Raw genomic sequence first — 18,924 nt, forward strand, 5'->3', positions numbered from 1 at the left:
CAGAAGACCGGGATTCGGAACCAGCAGAACAAGCGGGAAGATTTTTGAAACAGGACATGCCAAAACACAAGCAGGAAAGCCGTTTTGGAAAAAATGAGCGGATTACGGAAGCTTTGATGATTGCAGGAACAGACACGAAAGCTGCAAAAGAAAAGGAGATTTTGGATGCACTATATTATTACCGATATACATAACGACAGCTGGCGGTTCATGAAATTGCTGGAAAAAATTGATCTCAAAGAGGACGATCACCTGTATCTGCTTGGTGATTTGTTTGACCGCTGCATGGATCATCCAGACCCGGCGGGCGTGTATTTTCAGACACTGAAGCTGGGAAAAAAATGTACCGTGCTCCGCGGCAACCACGACCACTGGCTTGCTAACTATATTTTCCACTATTACGGAAGCAACGAGAGAGACCGCGCCCTCCTGCAGCCATATCCGTACAATTCGTTCCATCTTCTGCAGGAGCGCCTGACAGAAGTAGATCTGAAAGAGCTTGCGGAGTATATCCTCTCTTGGCCGGTACAGGTGGAAATCGAGGTGGACGGTCAGCCGTATCTGCTTGCCCATGCCTGTACGGCAGAACCGGGAAAATGGAAACTGGACAACTATTATCTGATGGGGGATTTGTGGTACAAGGTTTTTCTTCATGAGGGAGTGCATGGATATATTTCCGTCTGCGGCCATCAGAACATGGGAAATGGATCCATCTGGAAAAATAAAAAAGGAAACGTCTATCTGTGTGACTGCGGCTGCGGCTTTGAGAATGGAAGACTGGGATGCCTTTGCCTGGAAACGAAGGAAACTTTCTATGTATAAACAAACAGAGGAAAAGCAATGAAGCGATATATGATGTCGGATATTCACGGATTTCTGGAGGCATTCGAGGCAGCTCTGAAAAAAATAGACCTTTTGGGGAAAAACCAGCTGATTCTGTTGGGCGATTACATAGATTATGGGCCAGATGGCCGGGCGGTGCTGGAAAAAGTCAGGGCATTGCAGGAAAAATATGGTTCGGAAAAAGTCATTGCCCTGATGGGAAATCATGAAAAAGCACTGCTGGACTGGCTGGAAGAATATGCGGATGTCAACCGGCATATCGGCAGTGTGGAGCAATATCGCAGCTGGGAATGGCTGGCATCGGATGCAGATGGAGACTATGAAACGCTGCACAGCTTTCTGAAAGAAGAACATTTTCAAGAGTTTCTGGAAAAAGAAGCACACCTTTTAGAGGATTCCAGAAATGCAGAAGCAGTACGGCTGATGTTCGAAGATGCGGGGGATCTGATCACCTGGATGCGCCATTTTCCTTACTTTTATGAAACAGAACGCCAGATTCTGGTGCACGTCGGAATTGCCGAATGGGGCGGTAAAGACTGGCTGTGCGTGACCAGCGAGGAGCTGATGGTGGGGAAAAGAACGGTAAGCCGCGGAGCATTCCATAAGGATGTGATTGCAGGCCACATTTCCACGGCAAAAATCAGCGGAAACAGGACATATGACGGTATCTGGCACGACGGTCAGAGCCACTATTATCTCGATGGAACCACCTGGCGGAGCGGAAAAATTCCGGTGCTGGAATATGACAGTGAAACTGGAAAATACAGAGAAATATGGTGAGACACGTTGTAATGCAGCACAGTAAGATCACGGCAGGGCAGAAAAATGATTTAGTCAAATCAAGCAAGTGGTAAAGTGGATTGCGAATATCCGCTTTGAAAAGATACAGGATCGAAACAGAAGGGAGTACATCAGATGCATTTACCAGTTAGTGTAACACAGGATGAATTATTAGAAGTTTTGCTTCAGGTTGCGCCGGTACGGCCGGTCTTTATCTGGGGTGCGCCCGGCATCGGAAAATCCGCGTTAGTGGAAAAATTCGCAGACGAAGTCGGCCTGCCGTGCGTGTCGCTCCTCGGAAGCCAGCTCGCGCCAGAGGATATCATTGGCATTCCGCAGATCCGGGGCGAGACATCGGAATTCCTTCCGCCGAAAATGATCGCCAGAAAAGAGCCATATGTCCTGTTCCTGGACGAACTCAACGCCTGTACGCAGGAAGTGCAGAAAGCCTTCTATTCCCTGATCCATGAGCGGCGGATCGGAGAATACCATCTTCCGGAGGGAAGCATTGTGATCGGAGCAGGAAACCGTGCCGAGGACAGCGCGATCGTAAAAACGATGTCGTCCGCCCTTTTAAACCGTATGTTCCATGTGCAGCTGAAAGCGGATGTAGGACAGTGGATCAAGTGGGCGCAGGCAGAAAGACTCCATCCGTGGGTCATTGACTATATCATCCAGCGGCCGGATCACCTCTTTTCCGAACCGCCGAAAACCGAAGAACCGTTTTCCACCCCGCGTTCCTGGCACATGCTGAGCGATGCGTTGAAGGAATACCGGGCCGGGGAGCAGGATATTTCGCAGGAAACATTAAAAATGATGGCGTACGCCTGCCTCTTGGAACAGCATGCGGGGATGTTTCTTGCTTACACAAAAACACTGCGCAACACACATCTCCTGGATGACATTATCGCGCAGAAAGCAAAATGGCCGGACAAGCCGGAAAACCGGGATGTGCTGTATTTTCTCGCACAGTCCTTCCGCGCCAGACTGCTTGCAGAACTGCCGAAAAGCAAACAGGGAATTTCCGGCGGCATGCTTTCCTTTGCGTACCGCGCCAAGGGCATGATCAAAGAACTCGCAGTCATCAATTTCGAAATCGCCCAGATGACCGTCGCAGCTGATGGAGCGGAGGCACTGCCGGACTGGTTTATGATGGAAATCATCCGTGATCTGCCGCGGCTCGTCGGATGAAAAAAGGAAGGAGAAAAGGATGCCATACGTTCGAAGCAGGTATTACCGCGAAGAAGAAAAGCCGGCCGGGTACCGCAGAGTGGAGGCCGGCTTTGGTTTGCTGGAAAAAAATACACTGTTCCATCAACTGGATGGGTACATCACTGCAAAGCCCTCCCATCTGAATGCAAAAGGAAGTCTGGCCTGTGTTACGAAAGATGGAAATATCTACGTCAACATGCGGGCAAACCTGTCGCCGGAACAATGGTGCTATGTGATGGCACACAACCTTCTGCACCTGGCGTTCGGCCACTTTGACAAAGCGAGCATCCCTTCCGACTGCGAATTTGTCCCGGCACTCTGGAACAAAGCCTGTGATATCTACATTACCAGATTCCTTTATGACATCCGCCTCGGCGAGCCGATCTGCGCAGATCCGGCGGAAGCATATCCGATCAAACTGAACAGCGAGCAGAAAATTTATGAATATCTGTTGAAGCACCAGGATAATGGTGCGCAGATCTGCGGGACAAACTCTGAAAAATTAAAGGATATGATCGGGGTAGAACGGCCGATCGTTTATAAAAAGGGAGAAAGAAATGCATATGCTGAAAAATTTTCCTATGCAGTCACTCATTCCATCAAATCTGCACTCTGCGATGCGGGAGGATACGATCTTAAAACGAAAAAGAATACCGTCATTTCCAGAGCAGCAGAATGGTTCCTGTCCCATTATCCGCTGCTCGGAGGTCTTGCGGCTGCATTTAAAATTGTGGAGGACATTGAAATGTGCCATCGGTATGAAATCCATATTGCAGCGGTTGACGCAGAGCAGGGAATCATTTATGCCAATCCGTCGTGCGGATTTTCGGAGGAAGAGTGGATTTTTGTTCTCGCGCATGAATATCTCCATGCCGGACTGCAGCACCAGAAACGGTGCAATGGGCGTGACTTCTTTCTGTGGAACATCGCCTGCGATTACGTCATCAACGACTGGCTGCACGAAATGGAGATCGGCAGAATGCCGCCGGATGGGCTGTTGTATGATGAAACACTTCACAACAAATCGGCAGAAAGTATCTATGATCTGATCGTGAAAGAGATCCGAAAGTACAAAAAACTAAACACCTTCCGGGGCTTTGGCAGAGGTGATATGTTTAACGGAAACAGACCGCATTTTACTGAAAGAGAAAACGGGGTCAGCCTGGATGAACTGCTGAAAAATGCACTGTGGGAGGGATTGGATTACCATCAGGAGCACAATCGTGGTTTCCTGCCGGCCGGGCTGGTGCAGGAAATCAGGGCGCTTGCGATGCCGGTCATTCCCTGGGATGCCGCGCTGGCGAAGTGGTTTGACGTACAGTTTCCACCGCTGGAAAAACACCGCACCTATGCGCGGCCGAGCAGACGGCAGGGTGCCACGCCGGATATTCCAAGGCCAGGATATGCGTATTACGAGCAGGATCTGGAGAGCCGGACCTTCGGTGTGGTCGTGGACACGTCCGGTTCCATGAGTGCAAAACAGATCGGTATGGCACTCGGCTCCATCGCCAGCTATGCCGCGGCGAAAGATGTTCCGTTCGTGAGAATCATTTTCTGTGATGCTAAAGCGACGGATGCGGGATATCTGGCACCGGAAGATATTGCCGGCCGGGTAAAAGTTACTGGCCGAGGCGGAACCATACTGCAACCGGGGGTGGACTGTCTGGAACAGGCGAACGATTTTCCCAAGGACGGGCCGATTCTGATTATTACGGACGGGGAGATTGAGAATGACCTGAAGATAAGACGAGAGCATGCATTTCTGCTTCCGAGAGGAAACCGGCTGCCGTTCCGGGCACGGGGAGAAGTGTTTTATTTTCGGGAATAGTGCGGCGTAGTCTGTGCCTCTGCAAGAAACGATAGCAGCGGCAGAGAAAGCGGACAGAATTTGCGGATGATGTTTTGCGATACTTTAGGGAACAGAAACAGAGAACACGAGAGGAGACGCTGAGAATGAGCATTGTCATTACAGGCGATACCCATGGCACCTTTGATATTGGAAAAGTTGTACGCTATTTTAACGAGCACGAAGACGAGTACACCCAGGATGACTATCTGATCATCTGCGGAGATGTCGGCATCTGCGGCTTTTCTGCAGCATACGAAGCGAATACGAGAGCCGTTTTCCGAAGTCTGCCGGTGACGACACTGTTTATCGACGGAAATCATGAGAACTTCGAACAACTGAATTCCTACGCCGTGGAGCAGTGGAACGGCGGAAAGGTGCATATCATTGAGGACAACATGATCCATCTGATGCGCGGCCAGATCTTTACGATTGACGGGCTGAAATTCTTTACCTTCGGAGGTGCTTACAGCATCGACAAAATGTCCCGCGCGGAGGGAATTTCGTGGTTCCCGGAAGAAATTCCGTCACGGGAAGAGTACGAAGAAGGATGGGAAAATCTGGAAAAAGAAGATTTCCAGGTGGACTACATACTGACCCACACCGCCCCAAGAGATGTGGCTGCGGCGATGGGGTATGGAGAGCTGTCTGACGATGAGGTGGAACTTCGCCAGTACCTGCAGCGCGTGGCGGATGAGACAGAATTTCAGAAATGGTATTTCGGACACTTTCATGAAGATGCGGAAGTGGAAGAGGTGTTTGTGTGTCTGTATGATGAGGTTGTGGAGGTGTAATAAGACAGGATGTCAAAGTAGTCAGGATGGGAATGAGATGGCGCAAAGAATAAATACAATCATAGAATTTGAACAAAAGAGCATCGGAAAATCTGGTGCTCTTTTTGATGTAAAAAATTGGACAAAATCTTGGCCAGAAAAAAATAAGAAGCGTGATAAGATAGAATAGAAGCAGAGAGCAGCCAGAAAACGCACGTCGAACCATAAAAAATCTGCTTTAAAAAGAGAAAAGTCAGTTGTTTTCTTCTGATGGGACATCCATATGATCCAATGCATACTCACACGCCTGAATCACAAAACTGGAAAACGTAATGTCCTGGTCAGAATTGGAAATTGCCTGCTCGATCTGATCGATCAGGTGAAGGGGAAAACGGATGGTCTTATTTTCCGTTTCCTTGCGATTGCCTTTTAATTGAAATGCCATATCAAACTCCATTCCGCTGCCTGAAAATACAGGCCGGAACACCATTTCCGGTTATGAGATGTGAACTACAGGCAGCATAAAACATAACAAAGGTGTGTTTCAAAAGGGTTCGACAATAAAAATAAGATTTTTCGGATCTGGGAAATCGGAGAAATCTGGAAAAAGCTGTTTGGGAGACAGCTTATTTTGGTGTACCTTTTTCTGGCTGTTTTCTGATATTCAAGATAACTGGAAATTCCAGCCTGTTTCATTGTATTGCATAAATTGATTGAAATAAGCATTGCAAAATGCATGACAAAATATATTGCAAACAACAAGAGAATGTATTATACTAGAAGAAAAAACTGTAAAATATAAAGCAAATGAAATGGGAGGGACAAGCTTCTGAAAGAGTACAAAATGAGGGAGGTTAAGAAAATGAAAAAAGACAGAATAAAATTCATGTTGGATATTCAGAAATGGAAACAAATGTCAATGGAAGATCTGGCGAATCATATTCCAGTTGTAATTATGGCAGCTGCAGTGCTTGCGGGCATTATCGCTTATATTTTGTATATCGTAAATGGCGGCTATTCAGCGCAGATTGCTGATATTAAGGAATATGGTTTTTTGAGCGACAGGATGTTTACGACAGGAACAACAGGTCTGGTTTTGGGCGGTATTGCAGGAAATATCATTTTATTACTGCTGCTTGCGGAACTTGTGGTTTTATCACTTGCTTATTGCAGGATTTGTGAAGAAGGAAAAAAAACAGCACTCATAGCATCAGGAGTATTGATTCTGGTGCAGATTGTGGCAGCGTTTGTTATTTTCTGGATTCGTATTGGAAGAGTAACGGTGGAGCCGAGGGCAGTTCAGGATTTGATTTTCAATTTTCCAGAAGTCATTATGTATGTAAAACCTGTCGGAATTATTTATACCATTCTCACAGTGGGAGCGCTGCTTGTTTTTTGGGGATTGCTTTTGATCGAAAAGGAAAGCAGGGAAATGGTTATTTTTACGATAGAAGCAATGGTATTTGCAAAAATTGTAGTTCCGCTTATTGTATGGTTTTTGGAAAATATCCTTGCATTGGGTGCTGCTGTTCTTGGAGGTGCTTTACTGCTTGGAGTTATCTTTATGATTGGAAGGATATTATTAGAAGGGATGGCAAGCGCAGGAAGCGGCAGTGAAAATGCCGCATCATCTTACGAGGTAGGAGGGTCTTCGGGATATTCCGAAAGCAGATCAGAAAAAAGATCCGAGCCAAAGCGGGATAACAGAACGCCGCGGGAGAAGGATAAAAATCCGAATCACCATTATATTGCGAATTATCAGGAGCTAGGCGGAACAAAATTGCATAAGGTTCATGGTTCCATGGGTGACTATATAGAACTTACGAATGGCATTGGGTCAAGAAAAGTGTGCAGACTGGAAGAGGCGGAAAAGGGAAAATGCAGATTTTACAGAGAAGATTCGGGAAAAGAAATCCGTGTTAATGATATCCCGTGGAAAAATTGAGATGAAAGTTTAAGAACTTAAAATAAGGAGAGTGCCATGATGAAAAAAAGAATAGCGAAAATCTTAATGTGTTTCGGAATAACTGTTGTATTAACGGCATGTGGATCAAACGGTGTAGCATTAGAGAAAAGAGGTTCTTTGGATGATAATAATTCTTTCGAAAAAAATTCGAACTCAGAAAATGAAATCGAATTTTCAGAAGAAAATTCTGATCAACAGCAAGAAACAAGTTATGGTTTGGAAGAGGATCGCTTGGGAGATGACTATACGTTAGTTAACGAAAAAAACAGCAATACAGTTGGAAATTCGAGTATGAATATTATAAATGGAGGAGAAATTGCCTATCAGGATGGATGGTACTATTATAATAATGGAAAGGGAATTTATAAAGCCAGAGAAGATGGTTCTGAACGGGAACAGGTCATTGGAGAGACAGGAGATTCTCTAAATGTTGTTGGGGACTGGATGTATTATAGAAATAATGACGGTATCAGAAAAGCAAAGATAGATGGTTCAGTTGTATGGTCTATTAACTCAGAGGGGTATGAATTAAATGTTGTAGATGGATGGATTTATTTTTATGTGGTTGATTCTGGATTATATAAGATGAAAACAGACGAAACAGAAAAAGAATTGTTGGTAAGCGGATGGGCAATGCCTAACATAAATGTTGATGACGGCGAATGGATCTATTATTTTTATATGAATGGAAATCCTAATGGTATTTACAAAGTAAAAAAAGATGGAACTCAAAACACACTGTTATATAAACTTGAACAATTTGAACTTAAAAAAATGGCATTAAAAGAAGGAAAGTTATATTTTGTCAAACCATATAAGGGAATATTACGGCTCAACTGTGACAATGCACAAGTAGATTATATTTATGCAGTTAATGAGGAAATATATGAATATCTGGATGAAGAAAAATTTTCCTTGCTGGGTAATGACATATTTTTTGATTCCGATAATGGATCACGTAATGAAAAATATAAAATAAATCTGACGGATGAAACCAAAACAAAGCTTAATTCAGATCAAATCTATGATTATTTTCTTAATGATACCTATATCAAAAGAGTGGATAATAATGGAAATGTAAAATTTGAATTATACAATACTGATGGAGCAGAAATAGGTATGTTAGAATAGATTAAAAGTGGTGAAAGTAGAATAAAAGATAAAGAAAATGTTCTGATTAAACTGGCAGCTCTTATTACAAATGTAACAAGAGCTGCCAGTTTTCAGGGATTTTGGCAGATGTTGCTGTAGATATACAATTTTAGAGGGAAGCTATGAAAAAGAAGAGAATATTATATGGAATTTTAGGCATTGCAGTGATACTGATAATCTGTGGAGCTTTTTTTCTGTGGTATGGAAAAAAAGGAGATGCGCAGCCAGAGGAGGATGGTGAGAAAGTCTCAAGACAGGAATGGATTAAAACCCTGGGAGAGCATTCTGGTGCAACGGAAGGGTTGGATGAGGAAGACTATTTCAGCGATGTTGATACAGAAAGCGAATATTATCCCTATGTTCAGGCGGCAGCTGACTGGGATTTTATAGATAAAGGTGAGGAAGAATTTAAGGGAGAAGAGAACGCTACCGGTGAATTTATAGCAGTTACGGCGTTGAAATCCATTGGGGAACCTAAAATTCAGAGATACCTTGGAACAGAGAAAGCGCTAAAGAAAAAGGACTATGTGAAGCTGGCACTGGATTTGAAACTGGTGGATAAGAAACAGTTAAAACGTGGATTATCGGAAGACGAAGTGCGGGATGTGATAAAAAAACTGGATGAGCATTACTACGATACATTCTGGCCGAAAGATCTCGATGAGGTGGAATATCAGGACAATGTGAGACAACTGGAAGAAGGAACCGTCACAGCATTCAATGAGGAGAGGGGTATCTTACAGACAACAGAAAAGCTGAAGGAAGGAGAGGTGATTACCTTCCGGAAAGATGGTTTTGTTGTAATCCGAAAAGTTATCAGCATTTTAGAAGATGGAAGTTACGAGCTTGGAGTCCCTGAGATGGAGGAGGTTTTTAAAATTCTGAAGCAATCGGGAGTAAGTGAGCTGACTTTTCAGGATATTGTCAACTATTATGGAGAAGAAAATCTTGTGACTGCGCAGGCAGAGACTTCCGAAACTAATGCGGCTATGATGTCGGCTGGGACGTGGAATACTTCGGAATGGGAAGGATTTAAAATTGAAGTGGAGGAAGAAGACGGGAAATTAAAAATATATTATACAGACAATAAGACGGGTATGCGGCTTGAAATGCCTATTGCACCCGAACTGCCACAAAAGTTAAAGAACTTTTCAGCATCCATAGAGATTCAGAAAATGATTATAGCATCACAAATGGAATATTCCTGGAAGGATGGGTTGAAATATGCAAATGTGGTGCTAAATACAAAAGCAGATTTTAAGGGAGGGGCGACATTTGGGAAAACATATGAGAAGGATGATCAAAACAGTACTCCGGAGAATAAACAGAATGGGACAGTAAAGAAAGGTGACGGTGCGGAGAATAATCAAAACAGTACCCTGGAGAAAAAACAGAGTGGGACAGTAAAGAAAGGTGACGGTGCGGAGAATGATCAAAACAGTACCCCGGAGAAAAAACAGAGTGGGACAGTAAAGGAAGATGAAAGTACGGAGAATGATCAAAACAGCAGCCCGGAGAAAAAACAGAACGAGACAGTAGAGGATGAGGAAGCTGATAGTAAAGAGAAAATTGTATTATTTAAAACGAAGAAACCGATTGGAAACGGAATTATCGGAGTGGATGTTCAGGTATATCTTGTAATAACAGCTAAAGGAGAGATATATTTAGAAGCAGAAATTCCCATTGGAGTTAGTCAATATTATGAGAAAGGGAAAGGCTATCGAAAACCGATATTGGAGTACACACAGAAGGAGTGGACTTTTAGATCAAATACAGAATTAGAGGCCAAGGGAGCAGCGGCACCTATTCTTGTAGTGGGACAATTTATGCCGATTATTGATGCTGAAATCAGCGTGGGCATAAAAGGCACGATGGATGTAGCGAGCCATGAAAATGGTCAATGCTGTGTAGATGTTGTTGCAGCGTATCCGCTCATCACTTTTTCAGTGGGAGAAACCGGGATAGAATATCCGACGTTTAAGGAAACAAATGAAAAAACAGATTCATCCGATCAAAAGCAAGAGAAATATAAATCGTTAATTGCACAATTGGGAATATCGAAAGAATGGGAACTGATAAATGAAGAAAATGCATGGAAAAGTATACATTTGCATTATGAAACTTATCCGGACGGTACAGAAAAATTTGTGAACGGATGTACCTATCAAAAAAAAGAGTTAGATGAAGAACTCATGAGTGAAATAGCAAAATTTGCTGGAACATATAAAGCAACAGATGCGGCAAATGCTGCATATGGAGAAGGAGAAGCATTATTGGATCTTATAGTGCTGGACGACGGAAGACTTAGAGATGGAGGTATTGCAAGTAGGCAGCCAATTTTGTACCCAAATCAACAACCGATGTTCGTTGAGAAAAGGGACGATGGTTCTTATTTATGTATCATTACAGATTCGACCGACTATGTTCAATGTAAATATTATATTTATCCACAAGGCGTTGTAGAAGAAAAATTTGCGGACGATTCCTATCTGGTGAATACAGTCTATATTCATGTTTTTCAATCTGACGATGAAGAGGCTTTTGATATCATTTACTATCAGAATCCAGAAGAACAGCAAACGGACAGTGAAAAGAGCAACGAAGGGAATATCTATATGACCAATGAGCCGTCCATTCCAACTATGATGTTTGAATATCCAGACTCCTGGTATATTGATATTGACGCAGAAGAGTGTGAGAGCGACTATGAATCAGTTATACTAAAAAACGAGCGTGGTGCAGAAATTAATTACTATTCTTCAGAAATGGAATTCAGCAGATATTATGGGGGATATCATGAGGTTCAATATGCACACATGACAAAAGTAGCTGATGCATCTTTTGAGAATCCCGATCAAAAAGAACCGTATGTGGTAGCAAAGATAAAGGTATATGCATATGATGACGGAATGACAGAAGACGGAACTGTAATATATGATGGGGCAACCTATTATGCAGTTGTACCGGAACGTTATCTGGGCGATCAGGATTTCTGCGGAACCGGCTACATGGGGGTCTGTGCATTTGACTGTGGAAGATCGATCGTCATGCTGGCAGCTGCTCCGGATGGTGTTTTTGAAGAGAAAGAAGAAGACGAAGTAATCCAGATTCTGTCTTCGTTTCAAGTAAAAGAGTAACAGAAAGTAGGAAAGAAGCAGTTCCCGCCTTCCATTTGAGGTTGGGTAATTGGGAAAAAGTAATTGAAAACGACAGAATCCGGTAGTGACATAAAAACAGATGAACCCTTGCTGATATGGGAGAAATCCTTTTATTGTACAGGGCTTTATCTGGAATATGGGATCGGATGAAAAAACAGCTGGAAAGTATACAGTAGAAAACGGAAAAGAGAAAGAACAGAAGTTTTTAAGGAGGAACCAGAGATGGCGAGATATTTAGTAGGAGCAGATGATGACAAACCAAGTCTGATAGATGCAGTCAGGAATGCGAGTGATGGAGATATCATTGAACTCGAAGAAGGGTATTGTCCAAACGTCAATTATATCACTCTGAGTAAAAGCCTGAGTTTTATTGGACATGTAGTAAAAACGGAAGAAGGAAGAGAGGATTTTCGAAACACGATAACCAGCCGCTTTTTTATAGAGAAAGGAGCGTCTGTTTCTTTTAAGGGTTTGTGGATTTGTTGTGGAGAACCAAAGTGTAATATCATCAACTGTAACAGAAAGTCGAAGCTGGAAATGACGAATGTTGTGATTGAAAGTACGCAGACAGAGGAGAAGGTTTATCCAGTCATCTATGCAGAAGAGGAGTGTCAAATAAAATTTAAAGATGTAACAGTCTGGAAAAATGAGAAGTGGTCATTGAAAAGTTATTTTGAGAATTGCAATGTAGAAATCGACGACAGTGTATTTTGTGATTGCAACATCGTGGCGAAAAATACAGAAATTAAGATAAAAAATTCTGCAGTAAGATCGGTTGGGTTCTGCGTAGTTAACGCCTACAATTCAAACGTTACACTGAATAATGTGAGTGTTGAGGGGTGCGATAAAGAAAAACGCAGACCAGCGATTTGGAGTGAAAACAGTCGAATCATAACCAGCAATTGTACCGTTACACAGCCGGAATATGAATCTGCGGTGTATTTGATTAAAAATTCATATCTGCAATCAGATGATGATGATTTTGAATCTGTGTGTATGGATGATTCCAGGGGAATTTGCACTGCGTCCAAAATCAGAAATATCTTTAGTGCGGAAAGTCAATCTTATGTATGTATGAAAGAAGGAATGGAAATTTTGGGCAACATGAGTAGGAAGATTGACCTTTTGCTTGATGAAAACTCTGTATTCAGAGGAGATGTTCTGCGCTTAAATCGTATTGTTAATCCAAATCTGCGGATCAAAGGCTCATCTCTGATAGAACTTGATGAGGTGCTGTGCAGTGAAGGGGATGTATCGAATATTGGTATAGACATAGACGAGAGCAGTAAATGGGTTTGGCGGAAAGAAGAACAGAGCAATGAAATAACAGAGAAAGATGCAGAACAGAGCAAGGAACCGAAAAGCAGTGCACGCGAACAGTTAAATCAGATGATTGGTCTTAAAAGTGTCAAGAAAGAAATCGACAAGATGCTTCATTTGGCTGAATTTAACCGTCAGAGAATTGCAAAGGGTCTGCAGCCACAGGAACAGTCCTTTCATTCCGTATTCCTCGGAAATCCAGGAACCGGAAAGACGACGGTTGCGCGGCTGATCGGGGAAGTGCTTTACGAATCCGGGGCCTTTAAAAGTGATGAATTCAAGTTGATAGAAGCATCGGAACCGGACTTTATTTCAGAAAATGTCGGTGGAACGGCGCAACAGACACTGGCGCTGCTTGAGCAGGCAAAGGGAGGCGTTCTGTTCATTGATGAGGCGTATGCATTGAATAAAAAAGGGAGCAGTGTCGACTTTGGTATTGAGGCAATCAACACGATAATAAAATATATGGAAGACCACCGTGGAGAGATCATGATTATCTTTGCCGGTTATACGAAAGAGATGGAACAGTTTTTGAAAACGAATCCGGGATTGGCTTCGCGTGTTCCGAATAAATTTGTATTTGAGGATTACACACCAGATGAAATCGTGGAAATTGGAGAACGGGATCTGGAGAAAAAGATGTACACGTTTGAAGATAGAGAATATTATGCACAGCAGGTAAAACGCGCTTATCATGCATCGCTGGACCACAGCAATGCCAGATGGATTCGCAATTTTAATGAGAAACTACTGAAAGTATTTGCAGAACGCGTTATGAATAACGGAGAAGAGGATTTAGAGACGATCAAAAAAGTTGATCTGGATGCAGCACTGGCACAGGGAAAATATCAGAAAGCTGAAAATGAAGACGATAGAGAGCAGGCATTTGATCGACTGCAGAAGATGGTTGGTATTGAAAAGGTCAAAGAACAGGTCAACCGCTTTATTTCATTGGCAGAACTTAACCAGCGGCGTGAGGAACAGGGACAGATGAATCAGGATTTTACATTACATTCTCTGTTTCTTGGAAATCCGGGAACCGGAAAAACAACAGTTGCCCGGATTATTGGTGAAGTGTTGTACCAAAAAGGGATTATTGCAGAAAAGAAATTTATCGAGGCATCACGCAGCGATTTAGTAGCTGGTTACGTTGGTCAGACAGCGCTTAAGACAAGAGAAGTGCTGGAATCAGCACTTGGAGGTGTATTATTTATTGACGAAGCTTATTCTCTGAATTCAGACAGTCAGAATGATTTTGGTCTGGAAGCGATAAATGAAATTTTAAAATTTATGGAAGATCACCGCAAAGATATGGTTATTATCTTTGCCGGATATACGAAGGAAATGAATGAGTTCTTGAAACAAAATTCAGGTCTGGCCAGCCGTATTCCACATACCTTTGATTTTGAAGATTATACACCGGAGGAGATTGTCCAGATCGGCTTGATGGGGATACATAACGCTGGTTATGTGGTAGATGAATCGTATTACAGTGAAGTTGTAAAAAATAATTATACGCAGTCAAAAGAACATAGTAATGGGCGCTGGGTAAGAAATTTGAACGAACAGTTGATTATGGTCATGTCTGATCGGGTGGCTAAATCTGAAGATGCTGATATCAATACGATTTTAAAAGAGGATCTGGATGTAATTGCAATCCATCATCAGATAATAGGTTAAGAATTGTTGTTTATAGTAGCCAAAAGTAAAATGTTGCGTTATAATAAAATTGTCGAAATTCACAAGAAATATAGGAATGAGGAGGGAAAAAAGTGAAGAAAATAAGAATTCCGACAATGATGCTGGGCATTATGTTCCTACTGCTTGCCTGTGGGAAAAATGTTGATTCAAAAATACAAGCAGAAAATATTTCGAAGGCAGAATCGGAAGCGGTATCGCAAGATACAGGAACAGAGTCTGAAGTGAAACTGGAAGAAACACCAGATATTTCGCCAACGACAATGGAAGAACAAAACGAAACTGCAGTAGAAAGTGAATCTGATGAGCAAGAACCGGCAACAATTCCTGAACCAGTGACCATGTATATCAAAAAACCAGCAGATCTTAGAAACGAGCCAAATACAGAAGCAGAGATTATAGCGAATTTAGAGGCTTATGAGGAGGTTGAGGTAATTGAAAGCAGAGGTGAATGGTCTAAAATTTCATATCAAGGACAAATTGGTTATATCTTAAGTGAATTTCTTACGGAAGAAAATAAGATTGTCGACAGCCGCTTGATTGTAATTGATGCAGGGCATCAGGCACAGGGAAACAGCGAGCAGGAACCGATTGGGCCGGGCGCATCGGAGACAAAGGCAAAGGTTGCGTCAGGGACGATGGGAACGGCCAGTGGAGTTCCGGAGTATGAATTAACGCTTAGTGTATCATTGAAATTGGAAGAAGAGTTAACAGCGCGTGGATATCAGGTAATTATGACACGTACTACGAACGATGTTGATATCAGCAATAGTGAAAGAGCTCAGATCGCCAATGAAGCAAACGCAGATGCTTTCGTAAGAATACATGCGAATGGATCTACGGATGCTTCGGTTAGTGGAGCAATGACAATGTGCCAGACGAGAGCTAATCCATATAATGGAGAACTGGCGGATGAGAGTAAAAGGTTATCGGAAACAATTTTGGATTCATTATGTGATGCTACGGGATGTGAAAAGCAATACGTATGGGAAACTGATACAATGAGTGGAATCAATTGGTGTACAGTTCCGGTTACTATTGTGGAAATGGGATATATGACAAACCCGACTGAGGATTTGGCAATGGAAACGGAAGAATACCAGATGAAAATTGTACAGGGTATCGCAAATGGATTAGATCAGTTTTTCCAGAAATAAAAAATGAGGAGGAGAGAAGATGCGTTGTTCAGAATGCGGAAGAGAAATACCCGATGATAGTGTATTTTGTCCTGAATGTGGAAAACAGCAAACAATCGGGCAGAAACCTCAAAAAGAAAAAATGAAACGTTGTACGAATTGTGGATGCAAGATACCGGAAGACAGTGCTTTCTGCCCAGAGTGCGGTAAGCGCGTGGAAAAAGAAGTAGTTCATGTGCAAATAAAACCCAAGGAGCCAAAAGTACGACAAGAACCAAAGAAGATTCAAAGAGCACCTAGGGATGATGCAAGACTGAAAAAAAGAAATAAAATGATTGCTTTGTGTGCAGGAATAGCACTGGGACTTTGTGTTATCATTCTTGTTTTATCCGCGGTGATTAAACCATCTATTAATTTGAACAAATATACAACAGTCTCCATCGATGGCTATAATACAGTAGGGCAGGCAACGATGACCTTTGATTATGAAAAATTCGAAGATGATTATGGGAAAAAGCTAACAAATATCATTCGAAAAAAGCGTATTAATAGTTATCAGGGTTCAGCAGCAAGACAGTTTTTATCAGATTGTGTCAGCGGAGCGTTAGACAAAGAGACAGGGCTTAGTAATGGAGATGTTGTTACATATACATGGCACTGTAATGATGAGATAGCCCGTTCTAATTATGGATATAAACTAAAATATGAAAATATAGAGGTTAAAGTCAAAAAACTGGAAGAAGCGAAAAAATTTGATCCATTTGAAGGAATGCAGGTGACATTTGAAGGAATCGCTCCTAATGGTTCTGCAAGTATGGAAGGAAATCCATCAGAAGCTGCAGCACAGGACTTCAATTATGAACTTGACAAAAGCGAAGGCCTTTCCAATGGAGATACAGTAACAGCAACTGCATATATGTATGATGAAGATGCGACAGACTATTGTCTCCAGAATTATGGAATGGTGCCGGAATCCCTAACAAAAACATATACAGTTAGTGGATTGGACAGCTATGTAAGCAAAATTTCAGAAATATCGGATGAAAGTTTAAAAGAGATGCAGTCACAGGCGGAAGATGTTTATAATGCAGATATAGCTCAAAACTGGAGTGAAAGCGAAAAATTAAAAAGCCTTACTTATATTGGAGATTATCTGCTTATTAACAAGGATGACGAGGATTATTGGGGAAGCAACAATATTCTCTATCTTGTTTATAAAGCACAGGTGGAAGATACATATTCGAAGGAAAGCAAGACCTACACGGAAACAAACGATATCTATTGGTATATTTGTTACTATGATTTATTAGTGGATTCTGATGGTATTACAACTGTTGATGTAACAAGTCATGGAACACCGAGTAGCAGTGTTGAAATTAGAGTGGATGAAACAGATGATAGCTGGGGAGGAAAAACGTGGTATTACGATGGATATAAAACGCTGGATGAATTATACAAAGCAGCCGTAACATCCAATTTGGAATCCTATAAACATGAAGATAACGTAGATGAAAAACTTGCTGCTGTGACAGAATCAAAAACGACAGAAACGGAAAATAAACAGGAAAATACGAAAGAAAATGAGTCTGAGTCAGAAAATGGTATGATATTTCCTAACAGTTCGGAAGTTGAAATAGCTTCTGAAGATATTAAAAAACTGTCAGATGAAGATCTGAGATATGCGGTTAATGAGATCTATGCGAGACATGGATACATATTTAAGGATGATCAGCTTCGGACTTATTATGAGCAGTATGACTGGTATAAAGAAACTATAAAACCAGAAGATTTTTCTGACAGTGTTTTTAGCGATGTAGAAAAAAGAAATGTTCAAGCGCTTCAAAAAGAGCGTGATGCAAGAAGTAATTAACGGAGGTGGAGAAAATGGCATTTTGTAGATTTTGCGGAAAAGAACTGGTAGATGGAAAATGCGACTGCCAGAAGTTTCAGGAGTTTATGGAAGAAAATAGGAAGGATGAAAGTGATTTCTATCAAAAGACAGAGCAGGAACAACAATACCAGCAGGAATATCAGCAGGAGGAAGACTCCTATCAGGAATATCAGCAAGAAGCAGAGCAGCAGTATCAGCAGCCCTATGAGAAAAGACATGAACCTTTCTTGGTACAGTCATTTCAGCCGGATTTTTCTTCGTTCAGCAGTTTTGTTTCATCGGTTAGGGACCAATCTGGTGTGAGCGAACCTTCCAGCAATGCGGGCGATCCGTTTGAATATAATGTGCCAATTGTTCCGGACTGTGTAAAACCAGAGGAAAATGAGGTTGTTGTAAAACAGTATAATATTGCCAGACTGCGGACAAGACTCAAATTTATGAAGGCAGAAGGTCGTTTGATGGTTACTAACAGAAGAATTCTTTTCCGAGCAGCTGGAACCTCGCTTACAGGAAATCTGCTGCAGGAACATGAATTTGATTTGGATGAGCTGGCTGGCATTGAAATGCATAAAGATTACAAATTCAGCTTATTGAATCTGTTTGGTAGTATTGCAATTGAGGTACTGGCGCTTTACTTAACAATAGCACTGTTTTCGAATGCTGGAAATGGTGGAACAATAGCGGTAGGAGTAATCCTTGGTCTTCTTGGTATCGTTCCGACGGTTATTGTATATAAACATCCATGGCTTAAACTGCTGTGCGCGGGCATCAGCGTTGCCTGCTTCCAAATGGCAATCAGAGCATCTATGAGCAGAAGCAGCTTCTTGAGTCTCTTATTGATTGTTGCATCAATCGTTTATTTACTTGACCTGCTTATCGTCTGCTTTGTGCCGAACCTTGTAATTAAAATTAAGGTAAAAGGAGCTCATGCGGCTATTCACATTGGAAGTCAGAGATCTTTATTACAGCGCCGTGGTGAGAATGAAGAATATTCAGGATTCGTTGAAGTACTTCCATGGGAAGATACAGTTATGGCTATGAATGAGCTGGGCGCGTTAATTGATGACCTTAAAAAACAGGGTGATTATGCGATTGATAAGTGGTCGAAATAAATTATAATTAATGAATGATTGCTGGCATAGAGGATAT

15 protein-coding genes are annotated in these 18,924 nt (G+C 42.1%); 14 read left to right on the top strand and 1 reads right to left on the bottom strand.

Going from position 1 to position 18,924, the window contains the following annotated elements; genetic code table 11:
- Window positions 1-44: 44 nt before the first annotated feature.
- From DWZ44_RS18210 to DWZ44_RS19005, 7 genes are all read left to right on the top strand, one after another.
- Window positions 45-194, top strand: coding sequence for a hypothetical protein (locus tag DWZ44_RS18210; RefSeq protein WP_158565890.1), 150 nt, complete (start codon window positions 45-47; stop codon window positions 192-194).
- Window positions 166-822, top strand: a complete 657-nt coding sequence (locus DWZ44_RS11295) for a metallophosphoesterase (RefSeq protein WP_117804880.1) — start codon at window positions 166-168, stop codon at window positions 820-822. Before DWZ44_RS18210 ends, DWZ44_RS11295 begins: the two co-directional genes overlap by 29 nt.
- An 18-nt stretch (window positions 823-840) precedes the next feature.
- Window positions 841-1,623: a metallophosphoesterase gene (locus tag DWZ44_RS11300; RefSeq protein ID WP_117804881.1), complete on the top strand. Its 783-nt coding sequence runs from the start codon at window positions 841-843 to the stop codon at window positions 1,621-1,623.
- A gap of 135 nt (window positions 1,624-1,758) precedes the next feature.
- The gene (locus DWZ44_RS11305; protein ID WP_117804882.1) at window positions 1,759-2,814 is read left to right on the top strand and encodes an AAA family ATPase; all 1,056 of its coding nucleotides are present in this window, start codon (window positions 1,759-1,761) and stop codon (window positions 2,812-2,814) included.
- A 19-nt stretch (window positions 2,815-2,833) separates the two neighbouring features.
- Complete coding sequence (locus DWZ44_RS11310) at window positions 2,834-4,663, top strand: vWA domain-containing protein (RefSeq protein ID WP_117804883.1); 1,830 nt, start codon at window positions 2,834-2,836, stop codon at window positions 4,661-4,663.
- A 125-nt stretch (window positions 4,664-4,788) separates the two neighbouring features.
- Window positions 4,789-5,475: a metallophosphoesterase family protein gene (locus DWZ44_RS11315; RefSeq protein WP_117804884.1), complete on the top strand. Its 687-nt coding sequence runs from the start codon at window positions 4,789-4,791 to the stop codon at window positions 5,473-5,475.
- Window positions 5,476-5,512: 37 nt separating this feature from the next.
- On the top strand, window positions 5,513-5,644 hold the full coding sequence (locus DWZ44_RS19005) for a hypothetical protein (protein WP_256372549.1): 132 nt from the start codon (window positions 5,513-5,515) through the stop codon (window positions 5,642-5,644).
- Window positions 5,645-5,707: 63 nt separating this feature from the next.
- Here the strand turns inward: DWZ44_RS19005 and DWZ44_RS11320 are convergent, their stop codons facing one another.
- Entirely contained in the window at window positions 5,708-5,899 is a 192-nt protein-coding gene (locus DWZ44_RS11320) for a YlcI/YnfO family protein (RefSeq protein ID WP_117804885.1), read from the bottom strand.
- Between the two features lie 417 nt (window positions 5,900-6,316).
- On the opposite strand from DWZ44_RS11320, the gene DWZ44_RS11325 reads away from it, so the two are divergent.
- The 7 genes from DWZ44_RS11325 (at window position 6,317) to DWZ44_RS11355 (ending at window position 18,887) form a co-directional block, all read left to right on the top strand.
- On the top strand, window positions 6,317-7,399 hold the full coding sequence (locus tag DWZ44_RS11325; RefSeq protein ID WP_117804886.1) for a hypothetical protein: 1,083 nt from the start codon (window positions 6,317-6,319) through the stop codon (window positions 7,397-7,399).
- A 36-nt stretch (window positions 7,400-7,435) separates the two neighbouring features.
- Window positions 7,436-8,551: a DUF5050 domain-containing protein gene (locus DWZ44_RS11330; protein ID WP_117804887.1), complete on the top strand. Its 1,116-nt coding sequence runs from the start codon at window positions 7,436-7,438 to the stop codon at window positions 8,549-8,551.
- A 143-nt stretch (window positions 8,552-8,694) separates the two neighbouring features.
- The gene (locus DWZ44_RS11335) at window positions 8,695-11,709 is read left to right on the top strand and encodes a hypothetical protein (RefSeq protein WP_117804888.1); all 3,015 of its coding nucleotides are present in this window, start codon (window positions 8,695-8,697) and stop codon (window positions 11,707-11,709) included.
- A gap of 243 nt (window positions 11,710-11,952) precedes the next feature.
- Window positions 11,953-14,730 carry an AAA family ATPase gene (locus DWZ44_RS11340; RefSeq protein WP_117804889.1) on the top strand — a complete coding sequence of 926 codons (2,778 nt, stop codon included), beginning with the start codon at window positions 11,953-11,955 and terminating at the stop codon, window positions 14,728-14,730.
- Between the two features lie 92 nt (window positions 14,731-14,822).
- Window positions 14,823-15,905, top strand: a complete 1,083-nt coding sequence (locus DWZ44_RS11345) for an N-acetylmuramoyl-L-alanine amidase (RefSeq protein WP_243002067.1) — start codon at window positions 14,823-14,825, stop codon at window positions 15,903-15,905.
- Window positions 15,906-15,924: 19 nt separating this feature from the next.
- Complete coding sequence (locus DWZ44_RS11350; protein WP_117804890.1) at window positions 15,925-17,754, top strand: YARHG domain-containing protein; 1,830 nt, start codon at window positions 15,925-15,927, stop codon at window positions 17,752-17,754.
- 14 nt (window positions 17,755-17,768) lie between these two features.
- Window positions 17,769-18,887: a hypothetical protein gene (locus DWZ44_RS11355; RefSeq protein ID WP_117804891.1), complete on the top strand. Its 1,119-nt coding sequence runs from the start codon at window positions 17,769-17,771 to the stop codon at window positions 18,885-18,887.
- Window positions 18,888-18,924: the final 37 nt, after the last annotated feature.

Origin of the sequence: Blautia sp. AF32-4BH (assembly GCF_003460565.1) — a bacterium.
GTDB classification, from domain to species: Bacteria; Bacillota; Clostridia; order Lachnospirales; family Lachnospiraceae; genus Fusicatenibacter; species Fusicatenibacter saccharivorans.